Consider the following 21845-nt stretch of genomic DNA (forward strand, 5'->3'; position numbering starts at 1 on the left):
TATCCAGCGAAAAATATTTCCTTGCAGCGTCAAACGTTTCGCGCAAAGATCAAAAATGCGTTATCGTTTGCACCTTTGCACAACATTTTAGCGGGAAAACGCCGCCGGAAGCGGGCGCACAACCGGATCGGACCCCGCCACCATCCTATTCGTGCTAAAAAGCAACTAAGTGGCGCGCATTACTTACCCGGACTACCCATGAGAGACGTCATCATCACCTTAATCGTGTTCGGCTCGCTGCCCTTCGCGCTCAAGCGTCCCTACATTGGGGTGCTGATGTGGGTATGGATCAGCGTGATGAACCCGCACCGCCTGAGCTGGGGCTTTGCCTATTCTTTCCCGTTCGCGGCGATCATCGCCGGCGTCACCCTGGTCGGATTGTTCTTCACCAAGGATCCGAAGCAGTTGCCTAACAGCCCGATGGTTTGGACCCTGGTCGCGTTCGCCGCCTGGATGGCGATTGGCGAGCCCTTCGCGATCTTTCCCGGCACCGACATGCTGACGCGGGTACTGAAGATCATGCTGATGACCTGCGTGACGATGATGCTGATCAAGACGAAGCGCCAGATCCACCTTCTGCTTTGGGTGCTGGCCGGCTCGCTCGGGTACTATGGCATCAAGGGCGGCATTTTCACTGTCGTCAGCGGTGGCAGCTTCCGTGTATGGGGCCCGGAGGGCTCCTTTATAGAAGGCAACAACGAAGTCGCGCTGGCCCTCATCACCATCATCCCGATCTTCTATTACATGTTTCTCACGACAACCACGAAATGGCTGCGTTATGCCTGCGCCGCGGCCATGGTGCTCTGCGGTCTGGCGGCGCTTGGTTCGTATTCGCGCGGCGCCCTGCTCGGAATCGGCGCGATGGCCGCCTTCTTGTGGCTGAAAAGCCCAAAGAAAATGTTGCTCGGCATCATCATGGCGATCGTGATCCCAGCGGCGGTTGCCTTCATGCCTTCCCAGTGGACGTCACGCATGGACACCATTAAGGAATACAAGGCGGACGACTCAGCGATGGGCCGCATCAATGCGTGGAGCATGGCGTTTAACCTCGCCTGCGACCGGCCGCTTGCTGGCGGCGGTTTCGACATTTATAACCCCCCAACGTTCGCGCGCTACGCGCCGGTACCTGCCGACATCCATGCCGCTCACAGCCTGTATTTCCAGGCACTGGGCGAGCATGGTTTCGTCGGCCTCGGGCTCTACTTGCTCCTCGGAATTCTCACCTGGCGTAAGGGCAGCAAGATCATCAAGGCAGCGAAAACCCGGCCGCACCTCGCTTGGGCCGGCATTCTTGCCAACATGCTGCAGGTTGGCATGATCGGTTTCGCCACCGGCGGTGCCTTCCTGAGTTTGCTGTATTTCGACGTGCCCTATTACCTGATGGCAGTGATGGTCGCCACCGGCAGCATTGTCGATGCCGCGCTCACCGCTGAGACCGATGAGGAAAAGCGGCGCGATGCGGAACAACGCGCCGCACCTCCTGTGCTCACCGCTTCAATGAATTGATTGCCATGCCCCTTGCCCTCTTGAATCCTGGCGCCAAGCGGCGCTCGCTCACCATTTTGTCCGCTGCGTGCCGCGCGCTGGCCGGCATGGTGTCGCTCACCCCGCTGCGCAATCGGCTGTCGATCCTGATTTACCATCGTGTACTGCCGCAGCCAGACCCGCTGTTCCCAGGCGAAATCGACGCCGCGCGCTTCGATGAGCACCTGCGTTTCCTGAAGCAGAGCTTCAACCTGATCCCGCTGAGCGAAGCTGTGCACCTGCTAAAGCGTGGAGGCCTGCCGCCGCGCGCGGCCTGCATCACCTTCGACGACGGCTACGCCGATAACGCAGAAATCGCTTTGCCAATCCTGCAGCGCCACGGTGTGGGCGCCACTTTTTTTGTGGCCACCGGCTTTCTTAATGGCGGGCGGATGTGGAACGACAGCGTCATCGAACTGGTGCGCAACGCGCCGGCGCACATTGACCTCGGCCCGCTAGGGCTGGGCCAGTTTACGCTCGACAGCGTGGCCAGCCGCCGTAGCGCGATTGACACGCTTCTGAACGCGCTCAAGTACCTGCCGCTTCAAGAGCGCCAGGAGCGCGTCGATGCGATGTGCGACTTGCTTGGCGCCAGCCTGCGTAAGGATTTGATGATGACAAGCGAACAGGTGCGCGAAATGCACCGGGCCGGCATGGAAATCGGCGGGCACACCGTCAACCACCCGATCGTCGCCCGCCTCGACCGCGCGGCAGCACGCGCCGAAATCGCCGACGGCAAGGCCGAACTGGAACAGATGATTGGGGACAAGGTGCGCCTGTTCGCTTATCCAAACGGCAAACCCGGGCAGGATTATCTCGCCGACGATGTGGCGATCGTCAAGGAGGTCGGTTTCGAGGCTGCGGTCAGCACCTCGTGGGGTGCAGCATCGAGCAGTAGCGACCTGTTCCAGTTGCCACGCTTTACCCCGTGGGACCGTGACGAACTGCGATTCACCGTTCGCATGTTGCGCAACTTGCCCCATCACGGGCATACAGTTGCGCTCGACCGTACTTAAAGTGGCCGTTATACTTGCAATGTTAAAATTGAAATTTTTTGCGAAATCAAAGCATCAATAGGAACCCATGGCCAGTCCCCCCATCAGCTGCGCAATCGCGGGCCCCGATCCGTCAGCTACGAACCAATATTCTCCCGCCGATTTCCCTCCAGCCCGAATACCGACTCACCCGGTACTCTCGCTCGCCGCATTCCTGCCGCGCTTGGGACGGCGTGTGCCGTCGGTGCTCGATGCGGGCGACCGCCGCCTTCTCACCAGTGGCCGCGTCGCGATCGCCGAGGCGCTGCGCCAGATGAATATCGGCCCGGGCGACTCGGTGCTGGTCCCTGCCTACCATTGCGCGTCAATGATCGAGCCCGTGGTGTGGTCGGGCGCGACGCCCATTTTCTACCGTGTGAAACCGGACACCTCGGTCGATCTCGGCGATGCTGCCACCAAAATCACCGGTTCGACCAAGCTGATCCTTGCCGCGAATTATTTTGGGTTTCCGCAAGACCTATCGGCCATCCGCGCATTCTGCGACGAGCATCGCCTGCTGATGCTCGAAGACTGCGCCCATTGTTTCCTCGGTGAGCACGACGGGCGTCCGGTGGGCTCATTCGGCGATTATGCGATCGCCAGCAGCATGAAGTTTTTCCCGATGTTCGAAGGAGGAGCGTTGATTTCGGCGCGCCATTCGCTCAGCGCGCTCAAACTCGATTCCGCCGGCCTGGGGTTCGAAGTGAAGTCGGCGATCAATACGCTTGAGGAAGCGTTCGAGTACAAGCGACTCGGCCTGCTCAAACTATTACTCTTGTTGCCAATGGCATTAAAAGACCTGTTGTGGGGAAAAATGAAGGCGCGCAAGGGCATTGCCGACCCCGGGCTCGCCCCAGGCTCGTCCGATGGCAGCTTCAGCTTCGACCCCAAGTGGATTGGCAAACGCTCCTCGGCGATGTCACGCTTGCTGCTGCGGGTCGTGTCGCGACGCAGAATGGGCGCCCGGCGCCGCCAGAATTACCTCAAAATGGAAGCTGCGCTGGGGGGCACCCTTGGCTGCCGTCCGCTGTTCCCGGCGCTGCCTGATCGGGTGTATCCGTGGGTGTTCCCGCTTCAGGTAGACAACGCGCACGCGGTGTTCATCGCGCTCAAGATGCAGGGCGTGCCCATCATCCGATTCGGAGAATTTTTGTGGCCGGGGGTGGATGCCAGCGTGTGCGCGAACAGCGTCGACTTGTCGCGCCGCATCATATCGTTTTCGTGTCACCAAGAGCTAACAGATGAGGAAGTTGATTGGATGGTCGGTCAGATAAGACAAGCGATGCTTTCGCACGGAGCGCCCTCAACATGAGCTGGACTCTGCTGCCAATTGCCCAGTTCGATTCCCTTGCGGGTGTCTGGGCGCAATTCAATGCCGAAACCTGCGCGTCCCCTTTGCTGCAACCCGAATTCGTGCAGCCACTGATCGCCGAATTCAGTACCGGTCAGGAGTTGCTGGGGGTGTACCGGAGCGGCGGCGCCATCGCCGCGATGGCGATCATGGCGCCGCGCCGTCCCGCCAAGTGGGACACCTTCCAGCCGTCCCAGGCGCCGATCGGCATGTGGATGCACCGTCCCGGCACCGACCTCGGCGCCGCGCTGGCCGAGTTGGCGCGCGCCCTGCCGGGTTTCCCGCTAGTGATCGGACTGACCCAGCGCGATCCGGCGCTCGAACCGCGTCCTGCGGACGGCGAAGCAATCAAGACTGTCGATTACATCCAGACGGCGCGCATCAAGATCGAAGGCACCTTCGACGAATACTGGAACGCGCGCGGCAAGAATCTGCGCGCCAACCTGAAGAAACAGCGCACCAAATTGCTCAAGGACGGCGTGACGACGCATTTGGAGACCTTGCGTGCGCCGGAGGGTGTCGCCGCGGCGATCGCCGAGTACGGACGGCTCGAAAGTACCGGCTGGAAGGCTGGAATCGGCACGGCAGTAAATGCCGACAATGCGCAGGGACGCTTCTATCAAAAAATGATGGAAAACTTTTGCGCGCGCGGCGCCGGCAGCATCCTTCTCTACCGCTTCGATGGCGACGTGGTAGCAATGAACCTGTGCATCGAAGGATTTGGCTGCATGGTCGTACTCAAGACAGCCTACGACGAATCGCGCGGCAATCAGTTCTCGCCCGCCTTCCTGATGCGCGAGGAAACTTGCCAGCAGCTTTTCGATGAACGCCGATTCAAGTCGCTCGAATTCTACGGCAGGGTGATGGAGTGGCACTTGCGCTGGACCGACGACGTCCGCACCATGTACCACCTGACCGGCTATCGCTGGCCGGCCTTGCGCCAGCTTCACACCTTGATCAACAACCGGGCCGCCTCGCTTTCGCGGCGCCGTTCCACATTGCCCCAAACGCTCCCTGTCGAGCAGGGCAAACTATCGGAGTAATTATGTATTTTGACGAAGTAAAAAATATCCTGGGCGACGTCCTGAGCCTGAGCAATGAAGCAAAAGCCGAACTGAATCCGGATTCGGCGCTGCTCGGCAGCATTCCAGAACTCGACTCGATGGCGGTGGTGAACTTGATCACGGCCCTCGAAGAGCAATTCGGTATCGTGGTGGAAGACGACGAGATCAGCGCGAGTACTTTTGAGACAGTCGGCACACTGAGCGCGTTCGTCGCGCAAAAACTGGCGGCATGAGCGAAGCGGGTGCGGCCGGGGGCGCCGAAGCGTTTTTCCTCGATGTAGAAGGGGAGCAGCGCTTCTGCCTGTTCCACCCGCCGGGCGGCGCCTGCCGCGGCGCGGTGCTTTACGTCCATCCCTTCGCCGAAGAAATGAACAAGACACGGCGCATGGCGGCCATGCAAGCGCGCGAACTGGCCGCCATGGGTTTCGGAGTGCTGCAGATTGACCTGCACGGCTGCGGCGACAGCAGCGGTGATTTCGGCGACGCGCGCTGGTCCATCTGGAAGAGCGATCTGGCCCTCGCGCACAATTGGCTGCTCAAGCGGCTGGAGCGCCCCATAACGCTGTGGGGATTAAGGCTGGGCGCTCTGCTCGCCACGGACTACGCCGCCTCCGCAGCCGAGCCGGTGGCGGCGCTGGTGCTGTGGCAGCCTGTACTGAACGGCAAGACTTTCATGACGCAGTTCCTGCGCCTGCGCGTGGCCAGCGACATGATCGGCGAAGGCAAGGAAGGCGGCGGCACCCAGGCCTTGCGCGCGAGCCTGCAGGCAGGCGCGACGCTGGAAATTGCCGGCTACTGCCTGGCGCCAGAGCTGGTCGCCGCCATCGACGCGCTCGACTTGGCCGCGCTGACGCCTCCGACCGTCCCGGCCCACTGGTTCGAGGCCGTTTCCGCGACCGACTGCCCATTGCCGCCAGCCGCGGCGCGGGTCACTGACGCCTGGCAGAAAGCAAATGGCGCCGTGCGCGTTCACGCAGTGCCCTGCCCGCCATTCTGGGCGGCCCAGGAAATCACCGAGTCGCCGGCGCTTCTGGCGGCCACAAGAACGGTCTTTTCCGGTGGCGCGCTATGACTTACCGTGATCTTGCGCTGAATTTTTCCTGCCGGGGTGAGCATCTGTACGGCGTGGCTAGCGTGCCATCACAGCCGGGAAAGCGTGGCGTGCTAATCGTCGTCGGGGGCCCTCAATACCGAGCCGGCAGCCATCGTCAGTTCACCTTGCTGGCGCGTAGTCTGGCGCAGCAAGGCATCGCCGCGATGCGCTTCGATTATCGCGGCATGGGCGACAGCGAAGGCGATGCGCGCACCTTCGAATCGGTCGACGAGGACTTGGGCGCGGCGATCGACCACTTCCAGCGCGCCGTCCCGGAAGTATCCGAAGTGGTGATCTGGGGCCTGTGCGATGCCGCCTCGGCCGCATTGTTTTACGCCGCGATCGATGCCCGAGTCACCGGCATTGTGCTGTTGAACCCTTGGGTCCGCACCGACGCCGGCCTGGCCAAGGCCACTATCAAGCATTACTACCGGGACCGCCTGTTCAACCCGGCACTGTGGAAAAAGATCGCCAGCGGCCGTTTCGACTTCGGCGCTGCCGCTGCCGCATTCCTGCGGGTCGCGAGCAGTGCGGCCAGCGCTCCTGCCGCCGCCGGCATAACTCAGGCGGCCTGCGCGCTCGCCCTGCCGGCGCGCATGCTCGCCGGCATCACCGATTTTAAAGGAAAAGTATTGTTGATCATCAGCCCCAAGGACCTGACGGCCCGCGAATTCCTCGATACGGTGGATGCTTCTGAACCATGGAGGCGCGTATTAGCCGAACCGCGTGTCCGGCGCGAGATGCTGGCCGACGCCGACCACACCTTTTCGCGCCGGGACTGGCGCGACCAGGTTGCGGCATGGACGTTGGACTGGGTCACATCATGGTAAGACGCGTCCTGATGATCGCCTTCCACTTTCCACCGCTGCGCGGCAGCAGCGGGATCCAGCGCACGCTTAAATTCGCCCAATACTTGCCGCAATTCGGCTGGCTGCCCGCGGTCCTGTCGGCTTCCCCGCGCGCCTTCGCCAACCAAGGGCCGGACCAGCTGGGAGAGATTCCTTCCGACGTGCCGGTGCACCGTGCGTTTGCGCTCGACACCTCGCGCCACCTGTCGTTCAAGGGCCGCTATCCCGGCTTGCTGGCGCTGCCCGACCGCTGGGCATCGTGGCTACTGGGAGCGGTGCCGGCCGGCCTGCGCATGGTCCGCCGTTACCGTCCCGAAGTGATCTGGTCGACCTACCCGATCGCCACCGCGCACCTGATCGGATATTGCCTGCACCGGCTCACCGGCATCCCCTGGGTGGCCGACATGCGCGATCCGATGACCGACGAAGCCTATCCGTCCAATCCCGCAATGCGCCGCGTTTATCGATGGATCGAAACCAGGACGGTGATGCACGCCACCGTGGTGGTGTGCACCACGCCCGGCGCAATCCAGACCTACAAGAGGCGCTTCCCGGACGTCCCGCTGTCGCGTTTCGCGCTGATCGAAAACGCCTTCGACGAGGAGAACTTTGCCGATGCCGAGCGGCGCCCCCGGCCCGCGTCGCTAGTCGGCCGCCCATTTACGATGGTCCACAGCGGCGTGATCTATCCGTCCGAACGCGACCCGGTGCCCCTGTTCGAGGCGCTGACGGCACTCAAGGCGGATGGCACAATCTCCGATGCGAAGTTCCGCCTGCTACTACGCGCCACAGGGCATGACGGCTATCTGGCAACCTTGATCGAAAAGTATGACATTGGCGGAATCGTGTCGCTGGCGCCGCATGTCGCCTACCGCGCGGCACTCGAGGAAATGCTCAGCGCCGATGCCCTGCTAATACTTCAAGCGAGCAATTGCAATCATCAGGTTCCGGCCAAACTGTATGAGTATTTACGGGCCCGACGTCCGATCCTGGCGCTCACCGATCCCATCGGCGACACCGCCGCTACGCTGCACGCCGCCGGTATCGACACAATTGCCCCACTGGATGAGAAAGATGCCATCATTGCCACAATTACCCGTTTCCTGAAACTGGCTGAATCGAACTTGGCACCGGTGGCGAATGCTGAGACTATCGGCGCTAACTCGCGCCTTACGCGCACTCGGGTGTTGGCGCAATTACTCGACAAGATAGCGCTGGGCGCCGACGTGAAAGCTAGTTTGTCAACGAGCGATCCCGCGCTAAGATGTGATCGAAAGGACTAACGATGAAAAACCGCATTTCGCTTGCTCTCGCTGTGCTCGCCTTGTTGGCAACCGGAACCGCCCACGCCCAGTTGAAACTGTGCGGCAGCTTAAAGACAGCGTTCGGGCCGTTCGATTATAGGAAGGCTGCTAGCATGCCCTTCGAAATCGATATCGTCGAACGTGCCCATTTTACGCCCGAGGTGGAGAACAACATTAAAGGCAACTCTTCGTGGATCGCGGGCGACCTTAGCTACACTTTGGTCGTCTGGCCGAACCACCACAGGGCGCTGGCGAGCATGTCGCGCCAAGGACTGATCGAGAAAAAGATGCAGCCGTCAGGCGCCAAATATCCGGTGGATTGCTATTTTCTGCGCGCGTTTGAATTTGCGCCGAGCGACGGGATGGTACACGCGATCTATGGCAACCACATGTTCGCCCATGGCAAGGTCGAAGAAGCAGTGCGCGAATTCAAGCGCGCCGTGGAACTGGAGCCGGACAATCCGACGATCAATTACAACGCCGGGCTCGCCTACCTCCGAACCAAGGATTACGAGAAGGCGCTGATGCATGCGAAAAAAGCGTACGCACTGAAATTTCCCCTGCCGGGATTGAAAAACAAGCTCATCGCCCTGGGAAAGTGGGATGACAAGCCGACCGAGTGATGCGGCCGTTCCTGCCCAAACTCTGCGCCGTCCTTCTGCTCGCCGCGCTGGGCTGGGCTGCGAACTATTTTCCGTTCAATAAATTCGCGCTCGCCGCCGCGCTGATCGCGTATGGCGCACTGCTGTGGCGCCGGCCGGATTCGTGGCTGCTGGTGGTGCCGGCGCTGCTACCGGTGCTCGACCTGGCGCCCATCACCGGCTGGTTCTACCTGGACGAGCTTGACCTGCTGCTGATGGCCACGGCGGCCTTCGGCTTCGCACGCTTCCGGCGCGACGACCGCCCGGCCGCGCTGCCGGCATTTTTTCGCTGGTCGCTTGCGCTGTTTGCGCTGTCGTTCGCCATCGCCGCCGTCATCGGACTGCTGCCGCTGGCGCCGCTGGACGCCAATGCGTTCGCCAATTACTCAAGCCACTTCAACAGCCTGCGCGTGGCCAAGGGCCTGGCTTGGGCGCTGCTGCTGCTGCCGCTGCTGCGCCGCGCCGCGGGCCACGACCTGTCAGGGCTGGCGCGCTATTTTATTCCGGGCATGCTGCTCGGGCTGGCCGGCGCCTGCCTGGCGGTGATATGGGAACGCCTGCTGTTTCCCGGCCTGTTCAATTTCGCCAGCGATTACCGTCCCACCGCGACGTTCTCAGCCATGCATACCGGCGGCGCGGCGCTCGATGCTTATCTGGCCATCAGCTTCCCCTTCGTCGCCGCATGGTTTGTGGAGGTCCGGTCGCGCGTGAAAGCGGCGTTGGCGATGCTGCTGTTACTGCTGGGCTGCTACGCGGGACTGACGATTTTTTCACGCGACATTTACCTCGCTTACGGCGTTTCGGGCGCCATCGTGTTGATCCTGCTGCTGGCGCGCCGCGCGCGCCAGGGCGAGCTGGGCGCCGCGACGGCGTTCGGGGCCGCCGCGCTGCTCGCCATCGCGGCGATCGCGCTGGTCCAGGTGTTCGCCAGCGGCGGCTACCGCAGCCTCGCCTGTGCGCTCGTGCTGTTGGCGGCGACAGTCGTGGTGTCCGGCGCCGCGGCGCGGTTCGACAAGCCGGCCCTGAGCGCCGCCTGCGCGCTCGGCCTGGTCGCCATCACGGTGCTGCTGGCATGGATGCTTGGTCAGGGCGTGTACATCGGCTTTGCGCTGAGCGCCGCGGTCTTTGCCGGCGCCAGCGTATTGCTGCTGTGGTCCGATCCGACGCGTGCCGCACTGGGACTGGCGCTGGCCGGCGGCGCCCTGCCCGCGCTGGCACTTGGCGGCTGCCTGGTCGCCGCGCACTGGGGCGGCACGCCGGCGCTGGTCGACGCGGCCGTCGTCGTTGCACTGGCCGGCGCCGCGGTGGTGGCCAACCGGCGCATGGCGCGCCCCTTCGTGCGGCTGAACCGGGGCAGCCTGACGCTCATGTTCTTTTGCGCGATCGTGCTCGCCACCGTGATTCCGGTAACGTCCAGCTACTACGCCGGCGCCCGCTTCGCCACCGTCGGCGACGACCTCGCCGTGCGCATGCGCCACTGGCGCGAAGCGATAGGGATGATGGATCCGGATGCCGCCACCGGCCTGTTCGGCATGGGACTGGGGCGCTATCCCGAGACCTACGCCTGGAGGAATACCCACAACGAGCTGCCGGGCGCCTTTAGCTATGAGCGGGAAGGCGGCAACCGGTTCCTGCGGCTGGGCGCGCCGCAATACGCGGCGGGCTTCGGCGAGGTGCTGCGCCTGCTGCAGCGAACGCCGGTCAAGGCGGGCGCACGCTACCGTCTGGGTGTCGACGTGCGCCACACCGGAAGCACGGCGGCTATCTCAATTGCGCTGTGCGAACGCTGGATGCTGTACGCGGAGAACTGCGTCGCGGCGCCCGTGAAGTTGTCGGAGGTCGCCGGCGCGTGGCATCGCTACGAGGCGGACCTGCAAGCCACCGCTGGCGGGGGCCTGCTGGCGCGCCCAGTGCAGATGGAAGTGTCGATCGCCGGCGCCGGCACGGTGGACATCGGCAAGTTGAGCCTGCGCGACACGGGCGGCGCAGAGCTGCTGCGCAACGGCGACTTTTCCGCCGCCAACGACCATTGGTTCTTCAGCAGCGACCGCAACCACTTCCCCTGGCACGTCAAGAATTTCGCCGTCAATACCATCTTCGAACAGGGCTGGCTTGGACTGGTGACGATGGCGCTGTTGCTCCTGTATTTATGCGGCGAGCTCGCCACCCGCGCGCTGCAGGGCGAGTCCGCGGCGGCGATCTACCTCGCTTCGCTGGCCGGCTTCCTGACGGTCGGCGCCTTCGACAGCCTGTTCGACGTGCCGCGCCTGACCCTGGTGTTCTTCCTGGTGGCCTCGGCCGCGATGCTGCGTCCGGCCAGGGAGCCGTCCGCGCGAGGCGCCAGCCGGCGCCGGGTGCGGCGCGAAGGCGTCGCGGATCACCTGGTAGAGGCAGCCGCGCGGCAAGCGGAAAAGTCTTCGAACGCGCCATAGGTCGGCGCCGCGGGCCGCGTGGCGCCGCACAGGTCCGAGGGAGGCGCCGCGGCCGGCGCACGCCGCGGCGCGGCGCCGATCCACGCGAGGCCGTCAGCACCCAGCCATCCCCGCTCCAGCCCGAAATAGCGCCAGGCGACCGGGCGCGTCAGGTTGTCGGACGCGTGGGCGATCGCGCCGCCGCGGCTGCGCAGCGGCCCGTCCACCAGGTTGCCTTCCAGGTTCGCGGCGGTGGTGGGCGCGCTCAGCGTCATGCCGGCGGTGCCGGCCAGCGTGTTGTGCACCACCGTTGCGCGCGCCGCGCTGTTGAGGTACACCCCGTCATCCGAGCACGACGCGACCAGGTTCGAGGCGATCACGCTGTCGTCCTGCTCGGTGACGCACCTGGCGTCGCGGCAGTACTGAGGCGCGGTCCCGCCGCCGCCCAGCGACAGCCCGACGCGCTGGCCCGGCAGGCCGCGCAGCCGCCGTTCGCACCAGACGATGTTCTGCTCGAACAGGTTGTGCGCGCCTCCGCCCTTGGCGAAGGCGCCGTAGCTGATGCCGTCGCCGCCCAGCTTGATGAAGTCGGCAATCAGGTTGCGCCGGATGCGCCAGTGGCTGGCCGCAACCAGGTCGATCGGCGTGACCGGGTTCGCAGTGTCGCGCGGCGCGTTGTTGTCGAGCGTATTGGTGTCGATCGTGCCGTAATCAGGATACTGTCCGTCGCTGCCGTTGATCTTGAAATGGGCGTTGAAGTCGGCGATCGCATTGCCGAAAGCGGTGAAATGATGGGCGCCGCCAACCACATGGAAGGCGTGCTCGCAATTGCCGTGGCGGCCGCACACGCCGCGCAGCGACAGGTGCTCGAAGCGCCAGTACGGCGCCGATACGACGAAGCCTTCTACCGTGTCGATTTCGATGACGGCGCCGCCCGCAACGGGGCCACGCACGGTGATCGGCGCGGCCGCGGCGCCCGGCCGGTGGACCGCGATCGCGGTGCCTGCGATCCGGTAGCTGCCCGCCGCCAGTGTGATCACGTCGCCCGGCAAGGCCGCCGCGATCGCCAGTCGCAGTGCGGTGGCGCTGGACACCGCGACCGCGCGGCTCTGCGCGGCGGGCGCGCGCCCCGCCGGGCCTGCGCCGATCGTCAGGGGATCCATGGCGATGACGCCGCCGGCGCGCCGTTCCACAGCCAGCAACGCCGGGGCGGCCCATGGCTGGTCGCGCGCCAGCATGCGCGGGGTCACGCCCTTCCAGTCGAGAAACCAGAGCGCGCAGGCAGCGGTGAATGCCAGCAGGACCAGCGCGCCGCCCGCGCACTTTCCGATTGTGGTCAATAAGCGCATCGTGGTGTCCGACTTCAGTGAAAATGGTAGCGCAGCAGCCCAAGCCACTCGTACAAGGCGTAACAGGAGCGGCGCAGGTGTTCCGCGGTCGGCAGCAGGTCGAACGGGTCGAACTGGCGCGAAGCGAGATAAAAAGTCGGAGCGGGCGTCACGGTCATGCCTTCGCGTTCGAATGCGCGGCGGGCGCGCCGCATGTGCATCGCGTCGGTGACGAGGATCATGCGCAAGACCCCGTCGCGCTTCAGGATGGCCGCAGACAGGCTGGCGTTTTCCGCCGTGTTGGTCGAGGCATTTTCGGTCCAGCGCACCGGCAGCCGGTAGGCGTCCTGGAATACCCGTTGCATGCCCAGCGCCAGCGGCTCCTCGTCGGGATGGTCGGTGAGCAGCCCACCGGTCATCAGCACAGGCAACCCGGTACGCCGCGCCAGCGTTGCCGCGTAGGCCATGCGTTCATGCGCTACGAAGTCGGGAACCGGGCGGTTGCCGAACTCAGGGCTGTGCCTGATCCTGCCCGCGCTCAGCACGACGATCGCCTGCGCTTGCGGCGCTGGCCCGGCCAGGGCCGGTTCGAGCACTTCGAGCGGATGGCCCAGCAGCCAGGCGCCGGCGCCGGTGCTGAGCAGGTAGAGCAGCGCCACCGCGCCGTGGCACAGGCGCCTGCCGAGGCGGGGCCGGCGCCGGGCGGCCAGCGCGCCGGCCGCGTACAGCAGCAGCAGGCTGGCCGGCGGCAGCAAGAGCGCCTTGACCAGCGCGGCGGGTGCGCCGCTCACGTCCATCGCATCGGGCTCAGTTGCCTGCCTTGATCGCGTGCCGGTTCAGCAGATCGTACATGGTCGGCCGGCTGATGCCGAGCAGCTCGGAGGCCTTGACGATGTTGCCGTCGACCCGCGCCAGCGCCTTGATGATCGCCTTGTACTCGGCTTCGTCGCGCACCTGGCGCAGGTTCAGCGGCTCGTCCTCTTCCGCCACCGACAGCCCGAGGTCGTCGGCGCCGATGGTCTGACCGTCGGTCATGATGACGGCGCGCTTGATGCAGTTTTCCATCTCGCGCACATTACCCGGCCAGCGGTGCGCCTCGATCGCCACCAGCGCCTCGTTGGAAAAGTGCAGCGCCGCGCGCGATTCGGCCGCGCTGAACTTGTTCTTGAAGTGGTGCGCCAGCAGCGCGGCGTCGCCAATGCGGTCGCGCAGCGGCGGAATCGTGACGACGATCTCGGACAGGCGGTAGTACAAGTCCTCGCGGAAGCGCCCGGTGGCGGTCAGGTCCTTCAGTTTCTGGTGGGTCGCGCAGACGATCCGCACGTCGACCGGAATTTCCTCGTGGCCGCCGACGCGCTCGATCACGCGCTCCTGCAGGAAGCGCAGCAGCTTCGACTGCAGCGCCATCGGCAGATCGCCCACCTCGTCGAGGAAGAAGGTGCCGCCGTGCGCCAGTTCGACCTTGCCCTTGGTCTGCTTGGCCGCGCCGGTGAAGGCGCCCTTTTCGTAGCCGAACAGTTCGCTCTCGAGCAGGTTCTCCGGAATCGCCGCGCAGTTGATCGCCATGAAGCGCTGCGAAGCGCGCGGGGACAGCGCATGCAGCGCGCGCGCCAGCACTTCCTTGCCGGTGCCGCTCTCGCCCAGGATCATCACCGACGCCGAGGTCGGCGCCACTTTCTCGATGTTGCGGCACACCTTGAGCATGCCGCCGTCGCGCGAGATCACGCCCGACATCGGCGAATCGGCCTGCGACTGCTGCATGCGGCGGTTTTCCTGCTGCAGAGCGTTCAGGAAGAAGGCGCGCTCGATGACCAGGCCCAGCACCTCGGGGTCGCATGGCTTCTGGTGGAAGTCGTAGGCGCCCAGCGCGATGGCCTTGACCGCGTTGCCGCGCTCCTGGTTGCCTGTCAACATGATCACCCGGGTGTCCGGGGCCAGCGCGAGAATTTGCTGCAAGGTCGCAAGGCCTTCGGTCGAGCCCTCGGCGTCGGGCGGCAGTCCCAGGTCGAGCGTGACCACCGCCGGCTCGTGGCGACGGATCTGCGCCAGCGCGCTTTCGCGGTCGCCCGCCACCACCACGTCGTAAGCGTCGAGACTCCAGCGCAGCTGCTTTTGCAGACCGGGATCATCCTCGATGATCAGCAGTTTTTGTTTGGTCAGGGTCACGGATCTATCCTCGGTGCTTCATGCGGCTTGATTGATGAAGGGCGCTTCCTGCCGCAACAGCGGCAGGGTGATGGTAAAGGTCGAGCCCAGCGTCGGCACGCTCGTCACGTTCAGCTCGCCGCCCAGTTCGCGGATGTATTCCTGGCTCTCGAACACGCCGATGCCCATGCCGGCCGACTTGGTCGTCTCGAACGGCTTGAACAGGCGCTCGCGGATGAATTCCTCGCTCATGCCCTCGCCGGTGTCGCTGATGCGGATCAGCACCGTCTGGCAGTCGCGCGCCAGTTCGATCCCGACCCGTCCGTTCTTGGCGGTCGCCTCGATCGCGTTCTGGATCAGGTGGCCGACCACGCGTTCCAGCCGCTCCCAGTCGGCGTTGACGACCAGGCCTGGGTCGACCACGGTAAGCACCGGCTTCGGCTCGAACGCCGCCTTTAGCGCCACCGCCTGGCGCAACAGGCTCTCCATCGGCAGCGCGCCGGCGCGCTCAGGCGCGACGGTGCGGCTCAATTTCTGCAGCAGCAGCTTCATCTTCTGCACCGAAAAATTGACCGTCTCGATCATGTCCTGCTGAAATTCCGGGTTGTGCTTGTGGCGCTCGGCGTTTGACATCAGCAGCGACAGCTGCGACACCAGGTTCTTCAGGTCGTGCACCACGAAGGTCGACATCCGGTTGAACGACTCGAACTGGCGCGCCACCATCAGCGCGTTGGCCGCGTCGTACTGCGCCATGTAACTGGCGGCCTGGCTGCCGGCGATCTTCAGCAGGTCGATCACTTCCCAGTTCAGCTTGATGGCGCTGCGCGGTTGCTGCAGGACGATGAAGCCGAACAGGCGCCCCTGCATCATCAGCGGCACGATCAGCCAGGCGCGCGGCAGGGTAGCCAGCCAGTCCGGCATCGGCACGTCGTCGTACTTCTCGGGCACCAGGGCATATTCCTGCAAATCGACCACCCACTGGCTCGACTCGAGGTAGCGGCAGAACGCCGAATCGGCAGGTTCGACCACGTGGGACGGCGCCACCTGCCAGTTCGCGGACGGTTCGAAGTTGCCCGACTCGCGCCCCACCCACAGCAACCCACCCGGGCTTTCGACCAGCGCGCCGACCGCCTGCACCGCGCGGTCGCCCAGCCCCGGCCCCGGCTGGGACAGGGTGGCCGTGAAGCGCAGCCACTCTTCGCGGTAGTCGTAATTGTAGCTGTAAAAATGCTTGCTGATGAACACCTTCAGCCAGGCCCGGAAGGTGCCCGAGAACAGGATCCCGACCAGCAGCGCCAGCGCGCCGAACGAGAACGTCACCTGCATCACCGATCCCCAGCTGCCGCCAAAGTAGCGCAGGTAGTAGCCGGCCGAGCCCATGGTCAGCAGGTAGATCGCCGAGCCGAACAGCGCGGCCGAATGGAACATCACGCGGCGCGACAGCGCCAGCTCGGTGGCCCAGGTGGCGCTGCGCCCGACCGATACGGCAATCAGCGGCACCGTCAGCGCATTGACCGCGCCGCGCGCGGCCCATATTTCCGGATTGACCCTGTGGAACAGCATGGCGTCGCTGAACATGTAGAAATCGTAAGCGAACATGCCGCCGATGCCCAGGCAGGCGAACTTGATGGCCCAGCGCTCCTGCTCAGACTTGTTGCGGTACAGCTGCTCGACCAGCAGCATGCCCAGCACGGACAGGCCGACGCGCGCCGCCACGCTGGGCATGAACCCCAGCTCGGTGACTGTCTCGAGGTTGATCTGGCCGGACACGGTGGCGCCGAGGAACAGCAGATAGGCGGCGCCGATCAGCAGCAGGCTCGGACGCAGCGGGTACGGCAGCGCGCTGTCGGCATCGCGGAAGTGGCCGATCAGGATGACCAGGAAAGCGGTCCAGGCGCCGTTGCGCAAGATGTCGGCGCTGTCGGTCAGTACCGACCACGGGTTGCCCGCCTGCGCGTCCCATGCCAGCAGCGCGCTCGACACCGCCGTGGCGACCGAGGACAGCAACAGTGCAATGCCGTGGGTGCGGGCGCGCCAGCTGGTCATCAGCAGCACGCTGAGCAACGCGAACGCCAGCGCGGCGATCGCGTAGCTGACACTGGTGACATTAATCACTATCGGCTATCCCGGTGGTCGGTGAGGCAGGTCAGCGGCCGCTGCGGAACAGTACCACCTTGAGGGTATCGATCAGCACCAGGACGTCGAGAAACAGGCTGTTGTTCTTCACGTAATACAGGTCGTACTGCAGCTTTTGCAGCGCGTCCTCGGCCGACGAGCCGTAGCCATAGCGCACCTGGGCCCAGCCGGTGATGCCCGGCTTGATGCTGTGACGCACGTTATAGTAAGGCACCACCTCGATCAATTGCTCGACGAAGAACGGCCGCTCCGGGCGCGGGCCGACGAACGACATCTCGCCCTTGAACACGTTGAACACCTGGGGCAATTCGTCGATGCGCACGCGCCGGATGAAGTTGCCGATGCGCGTCACGCGCGGGTCGTTCTGCGCCGCCCACTGCGGCTTGCCGCCCTTTTCGGCGTCGTTGCGCATGCTACGGAACTTGAGCACGTTGAACGGCTTGCCGTCTTTGCCGACCCGTTCCTGCGAATAAAACACCGGCGATCCGTCTTCCAGGTAGATCAGCAGCGCAGTGACCAGCATCACCGGCAGCGACACCACCAGGATGATCACGCTGCACACCAGGTCGAAGCCGCGCTTCATGAAGGTGCGCATGAAGCTCTGGTCGAAGCCGCCGCCGAACACCAGCCACGACGGCTGCAGCGAGTCGACCCGGATCTGGTTGGTTTCGCGCTCGAAGAAGGTGGCCGCGTCGGTCACTTTCAGGCCCTGCAATTTGCAGTCGAGCAGTTCCTTGATGGGGAAGCCGCCGCGCCGGTTCTGCACCGACACGACGATCTCTTCGACGTGGTACTGGTTGGCCAGCGACAGCAGCGAGTCGCCGTCGCGCACCTGCAGCAGGTTGTCGGCGGGCACGCACAGTTCTTCGGTGGGAATCGCGATGAAGCCGGCGATGTCGTATTTGTGGTACTTGTTGCTCTGGGCCGCCAGGTCGCTGCATTCCTTGGCCAGCGGGCCGCCGCCGAGGAAGATGATGCGCGACTCGAGGAAGCGCAGCTCGGACGTCTTGAAGAAGATGATGCGCGCGAGGAAAATCCCGCAGGCGGCGATGACGAACACCAGCAGCAGGATGCCGCGCCCGAAGTACAGTTCCGGCGCGATGTAGAACACCAGCGTCAGGATCACGAAGCCCATCAGGAAGGACGGCATCAGCTTGAGGAAAAAGGGATTGCGCAGCCCTTCGCTGAAATTGAGCTGGTACATACCCATCGCGCTCATCGAGAACACGATGGCGACGGCGAACGCGGCGGCCGAGGTGAAGAAGTGATCGAGGTGGGCCAGTTTCGGCGCGCTCGGGTCGAGCAGGCGCACAGCGGCGCCGGCGTAGGCGGCGCCGAACAGCACCAGCACTTCGACGAACAGCAGCACGAAGACGATCTTCGACACATAGTGATTGGATATTTTTAACACATCAATCTCCCGCTTCTTCTTGTCAGTCCAGTGCCGCTTGCCAACCCGGCCTGGCTGCCTTGCTGATCGATCACTTGGTGTTACTTGTCAGATTGTCGACGTACCAGTCCATCGCCTGCTTAAGCCCCGCGCCGATCCGGTGGCTGGGAGCGTAGCCGAGCAGGCTCGCCGCTTTCGAAATGTCGGCCTGCGAATGGCGCACGTCGCCGGCGCGAAAGCCCGCATGCTCCGGCCGGTGCGCGCGCACATGCGGGAAGCGTTCGGCCAGCAACTCGCACATCATCGCGTGCAGCTGGTTCAGGCTGGTGCGTTCGTTGAGCGCTACGTTGTACACCTCGTTCGCCGCTTCCGGACCGGCCAGCGCGGCCAGCAGGTTGGCCTGCACAACGTTGTCGATAAAACAGAAATCACGGCTAGTCTCGCCATCGCCGTTGATGCGCAAGGGCTGGTTGGCGATCAGCTGGGCGACCCACAAAGGGATCACCGCGGCGTAGGCGCCGTGCGGGTCCTGGCGAGGACCGAAAACGTTGAAATATCGTAAGCCTATCGACTCACAGCCGTAAGTGCGCGCAAACACATTGGCGTACATTTCGTTGACGTATTTCGTGACGGCGTACGGCGACAGCGGATTGCCGATCACGGCTTCGCGCTTGGGCAGGTCGGGATGGTCGCCGTAGGTGGAGCTTGACGCGGCGTAGACGAAGCGCTTGACCTTGGCGTCGCGGCTGGCGGTCAGCATGTGGAGGAAACCGCTGATGTTGACCTCGTTGGTGGTGATCGGGTCGGCGACCGAGCGCGGCACCGATCCCAGTGCGGCCTGATGCAGCACGAAATCTGCGCCTTCGCAGGCGCGCGCGCAATCGGCCAGCTGGCGGATGTCGCCTTCGATGAAGGTGAAGCGGCGCCAGGCGTCGGCGCCGACCAGCGCTGCAACCTGGTCGAGGTTGTGGCGGTGACCGGTGGCGAAATTGTCCAGCCCGGTCACGCGCTGGCCCAGCTTGAGCAGGGCCTCGACCAGGTTCGAGCCGATGAAGCCGGCCGCGCCGGTTACCAGCCAGTGGTATTCATGGGCCCGCAGTTGCCGCTGGATGTCGTCATATTTCGTCACTGTACTTTTCCTAAACTTGGTGCATCCAGCGCCGCGCTGCCGCCGCGCTTCAAAACGTGAGCGCTTACAGGCGCCAGACGCTGAAACCGGCTTCCGCGAGCGCCGGCTGGTCGAACTGGGACTTGACGTCGATGAAGCAGCCGCCGTCGTTGAGCTTGGACTGAATGTCGGCCAGGTTCAGTGCCACCACTTCCTTGTGCGGCACCGCGGCGATAAAGGCGTCGGCGCGCGGCAGGTCGGCCCACTCGGTCAGCGCGATGCCGTACTCGTGCTGCGCCTCGGCGCTCGATGCGACCGGGTCGAACACGGTCACTTCAAGGCCATACGACTGCAGTTCAAAGACGATGTCGGCCACTTTCGAATTGCGCAGGTCCGGGCAGTTTTCCTTGAAGGTCAGGCCGATGACGTTGACCTTGGCGCCCTTGACGTGGAAACCGGCGGCGATCATCGACTTGACGGTCTTTTCGGCTACGAATTTGGCCATGCCGTCGTTGATGCGGCGCCCGGCCAGGATCACCTGCGGGTGGTAACCGATCATTTCGGCCTTGTGGGTCAGGTAATACGGATCGACGCCGATGCAGTGGCCGCCGACCAGGCCCGGGCGGAAGGGCAGGAAGTTCCACTTGGTGCCGGCCGCCTTCAGCACTTCCAGCGTGTCGATGCCGATCTTGTCGAAAATGATCGCCAGTTCGTTCATCAGCGCGATGTTCAGGTCGCGCTGGGTGTTTTCGATCACCTTGGCCGCTTCGGCTACCTTGATGCTGGAGGCGCGGTGCACGCCGGCGGTAATGATCGACTCATACAGCGTGGCGACCAGCTCGAGCGTGTCGGCGTCGTCGCCGGACACCACCTTGGTGATCGTCGTCAGGGTGCGTTCCTTGTCGCCCGGATTGATGCGCTCCGGCGAAAAGCCGACGTTGAAATCCTGCTTCCATTTCAGGCCGGAATGCTGTTCCAGGATCGGAATGCAGACTTCCTCGGTGGCGCCCGGGTACACGGTCGATTCGAAAATGACGATCGCGCCCTTCTTCATGTGCAGACCGACGGTCTTGCTGGCGCCGGCCAGCGGCGTGAAGTCGGGATTGTGGGCAGCGTCGACTGGGGTCGGCACGGCGACCACAATATAGTCGGCCTGGGCCAGGGTCGCGGCGTCGGTGCTGACCGACAGGTGGCGCGCCGCCTTCAGTTCCTCGGTCGACAATTCGCCGGTCGGGTCGACGAATTTCTTGTAACTGTCGATCTTCGGCTGCGACAGGTCGAAACCGATGGTGTTGCGCTTCTTGCCGAATTCCACTGCCAGCGGCATGCCGACATAACCAAGTCCCACTACCGCTACGATGTCATCTGATTTCATTATGGCGTTCCGTTCAAGAATCAATTTTTGCTATTATATTAACTTTCAATATAGCACATAAGAGCGCACGACTCAACTGTAAGCAATTAGTTTTATCAAAAGGTAACGCGATCCGCAGGATAATGTTGCCTCTCAGACAACCTGTCGGACACATCCCGCGTTACCGTAGTCCTCCTCCAAGGCAAACCGGCCAGACACGGATCGAGCAGCATCGATACCGACAGTATATGCGCTGCAGCGGCCCCAACAATATTACTTTGTCCAGCTTAGCCTAAGGCGAGAAGGCTGCAATCTTAGCATCCCGGTTCGTCAAGTAAGGCTTGCCCACGTGCACTGTGGCGCAGAGGATACGGTTCTATACAATAACATTTCCCCGTCTTTCATTCTATAGGGCAACATTTTCCGCATTTTGTTACTAATGACTTGCGGCAACATGCACTGATTTGTGCGAAGCTTGAGATAATTCCAGACGGAAACTTTATGCTTTGAGAGCATCGCTTATCTCTTACACAAATTGCAAATGAAACATTTTACCGAATCGTCATCACCTTCCACCGTCCAGCACGGCGTCCCCACCACCGTCTCGAGCGGCCTGTCGCGGCGCGGCTTCATCGGCCTGCTCGGCGCCAGCGCCGCCTCGCTTGCGCTCCAGGGGTGCGGCGGCGGGGCCAGTACGACAGCAACTGCGACACCTGCGCCGGCGGCCCCCGCGCCGGTGCAGCCGGCCACGCCAGTAGCGGCGCCTGCCGCGCCAGTCGCCGTAGTTTCCGTCGTCGAAATGACGCCGGCGCCGACGTGGCTGCCGATTCCTCCGCTGTTGTTCACGCAGGGGGCGGCCTCGAGCATTTCGATTGCCGGTTATGTCAGTGCGGCGAACGTTAAAGCGTTCTCCCTGTCCCTCGCCGGAACACCTTTGCCGGCCGGCGTGACGTTCAACAGCGCGACCTCCGCCTTCGATTACGATGGCCGAGGTACGATGGCGACAAGTGACGGTCATGTGCTGGTGGCCGCGGTCGAGTAACGTTTCCAGCCCCTGGCTGGCGCCGCTTTGCGGCGGGCTGGGGCATAGTTCCTTAACAGCTCTTCCTCGTAA

18 protein-coding genes are annotated in these 21845 nt (G+C 63.7%); 11 read left to right on the forward strand and 7 right to left on the reverse strand.

What is annotated here, in order from left to right:
• Positions 1–198 precede the first annotated feature (198 nt).
• From AC1D02_RS08340 to AC1D02_RS08385, 10 genes are all read left to right on the forward strand, one after another.
• Positions 199–1506 carry a putative O-glycosylation ligase, exosortase A system-associated gene (locus tag AC1D02_RS08340; protein WP_477315632.1) on the forward strand — a complete coding sequence of 436 codons (1308 nt, stop codon included), beginning with the start codon at positions 199–201 and terminating at the stop codon, positions 1504–1506.
• 5 nt (positions 1507–1511) lie between these two features.
• On the forward strand, positions 1512–2540 hold the full coding sequence (locus AC1D02_RS08345; protein WP_477315634.1) for a polysaccharide deacetylase family protein: 1029 nt from the start codon (positions 1512–1514) through the stop codon (positions 2538–2540).
• A 214-nt stretch (positions 2541–2754) separates the two neighbouring features.
• The gene (locus AC1D02_RS08350; RefSeq protein ID WP_477315636.1) at positions 2755–3870 is read left to right on the forward strand and encodes an aminotransferase class I/II-fold pyridoxal phosphate-dependent enzyme; all 1116 of its coding nucleotides are present in this window, start codon (positions 2755–2757) and stop codon (positions 3868–3870) included.
• A complete protein-coding gene (locus tag AC1D02_RS08355) occupies positions 3867–4952 on the forward strand; it encodes a GNAT family N-acetyltransferase (RefSeq protein ID WP_477315638.1) in 1086 nt (361 codons plus the stop codon). The genes AC1D02_RS08350 and AC1D02_RS08355 overlap by 4 nt, the downstream gene beginning before the upstream one ends.
• A 2-nt stretch (positions 4953–4954) precedes the next feature.
• The gene (locus AC1D02_RS08360) at positions 4955–5206 is read left to right on the forward strand and encodes an acyl carrier protein (protein WP_477315640.1); all 252 of its coding nucleotides are present in this window, start codon (positions 4955–4957) and stop codon (positions 5204–5206) included.
• Positions 5203–6045 carry a hydrolase 2, exosortase A system-associated gene (locus tag AC1D02_RS08365; protein ID WP_477315642.1) on the forward strand — a complete coding sequence of 281 codons (843 nt, stop codon included), beginning with the start codon at positions 5203–5205 and terminating at the stop codon, positions 6043–6045. Before AC1D02_RS08360 ends, AC1D02_RS08365 begins: the two co-directional genes overlap by 4 nt.
• On the forward strand, positions 6042–6896 hold the full coding sequence (locus AC1D02_RS08370; protein ID WP_477315644.1) for a hydrolase 1, exosortase A system-associated: 855 nt from the start codon (positions 6042–6044) through the stop codon (positions 6894–6896). The genes AC1D02_RS08365 and AC1D02_RS08370 overlap by 4 nt, the downstream gene beginning before the upstream one ends.
• 11 nt (positions 6897–6907) lie before the next feature.
• The gene (locus AC1D02_RS08375; protein WP_477315646.1) at positions 6908–8197 is read left to right on the forward strand and encodes a glycosyltransferase; all 1290 of its coding nucleotides are present in this window, start codon (positions 6908–6910) and stop codon (positions 8195–8197) included.
• Positions 8198–8199: 2 nt separating this feature from the next.
• Entirely contained in the window at positions 8200–8841 is a 642-nt protein-coding gene (locus AC1D02_RS08380; RefSeq protein WP_477315648.1) for a tetratricopeptide repeat protein, read from the forward strand.
• The gene (locus tag AC1D02_RS08385) at positions 8838–11291 is read left to right on the forward strand and encodes a hypothetical protein (RefSeq protein ID WP_477315650.1); all 2454 of its coding nucleotides are present in this window, start codon (positions 8838–8840) and stop codon (positions 11289–11291) included. Before AC1D02_RS08380 ends, AC1D02_RS08385 begins: the two co-directional genes overlap by 4 nt.
• On the opposite strand, the gene AC1D02_RS08390 is transcribed toward AC1D02_RS08385, so the two are convergent.
• The 7 genes from AC1D02_RS08390 to AC1D02_RS08420 all read right to left on the reverse strand — a co-directional run bounded on the left by AC1D02_RS08390 (position 11237) and on the right by AC1D02_RS08420 (position 20752).
• Positions 11237–12610, reverse strand: coding sequence for a right-handed parallel beta-helix repeat-containing protein (locus AC1D02_RS08390; protein WP_477315652.1), 1374 nt, complete (start codon positions 12608–12610; stop codon positions 11237–11239). The genes AC1D02_RS08385 and AC1D02_RS08390 overlap by 55 nt on opposite strands.
• Positions 12611–12633: 23 nt before the next feature.
• Positions 12634–13389 (reverse strand): YdcF family protein, encoded by a 756-nt coding sequence (locus AC1D02_RS08395; protein ID WP_477315654.1) that lies wholly within the window; start codon positions 13387–13389, stop codon positions 12634–12636.
• A 16-nt stretch (positions 13390–13405) separates the two neighbouring features.
• Entirely contained in the window at positions 13406–14764 is a 1359-nt protein-coding gene (gene prsR, locus AC1D02_RS08400; RefSeq protein ID WP_477315656.1) for a PEP-CTERM-box response regulator transcription factor, read from the reverse strand.
• Positions 14765–14782: 18 nt separating this feature from the next.
• Complete coding sequence (gene prsK, locus AC1D02_RS08405; RefSeq protein ID WP_477315658.1) at positions 14783–16858, reverse strand: XrtA/PEP-CTERM system histidine kinase PrsK; 2076 nt, start codon at positions 16856–16858, stop codon at positions 14783–14785.
• Positions 16859–16889: 31 nt separating this feature from the next.
• Entirely contained in the window at positions 16890–18290 is a 1401-nt protein-coding gene (locus AC1D02_RS08410; protein ID WP_477315660.1) for a TIGR03013 family XrtA/PEP-CTERM system glycosyltransferase, read from the reverse strand.
• Between the two features lie 70 nt (positions 18291–18360).
• Positions 18361–19398: an SDR family oxidoreductase gene (locus AC1D02_RS08415; RefSeq protein WP_477315662.1), complete on the reverse strand. Its 1038-nt coding sequence runs from the start codon at positions 19396–19398 to the stop codon at positions 18361–18363.
• Between the two features lie 64 nt (positions 19399–19462).
• The gene (locus AC1D02_RS08420; protein WP_477315664.1) at positions 19463–20752 is read right to left on the reverse strand and encodes a nucleotide sugar dehydrogenase; all 1290 of its coding nucleotides are present in this window, start codon (positions 20750–20752) and stop codon (positions 19463–19465) included.
• A 520-nt stretch (positions 20753–21272) separates the two neighbouring features.
• On the opposite strand from AC1D02_RS08420, the gene AC1D02_RS08425 reads away from it, so the two are divergent.
• Positions 21273–21773, forward strand: coding sequence for a hypothetical protein (locus AC1D02_RS08425; protein ID WP_477315666.1), 501 nt, complete (start codon positions 21273–21275; stop codon positions 21771–21773).
• The last annotated feature ends 72 nt before the right edge of the window (positions 21774–21845 follow it).

The organism is Massilia sp. P1_C10 (assembly GCF_056406475.1).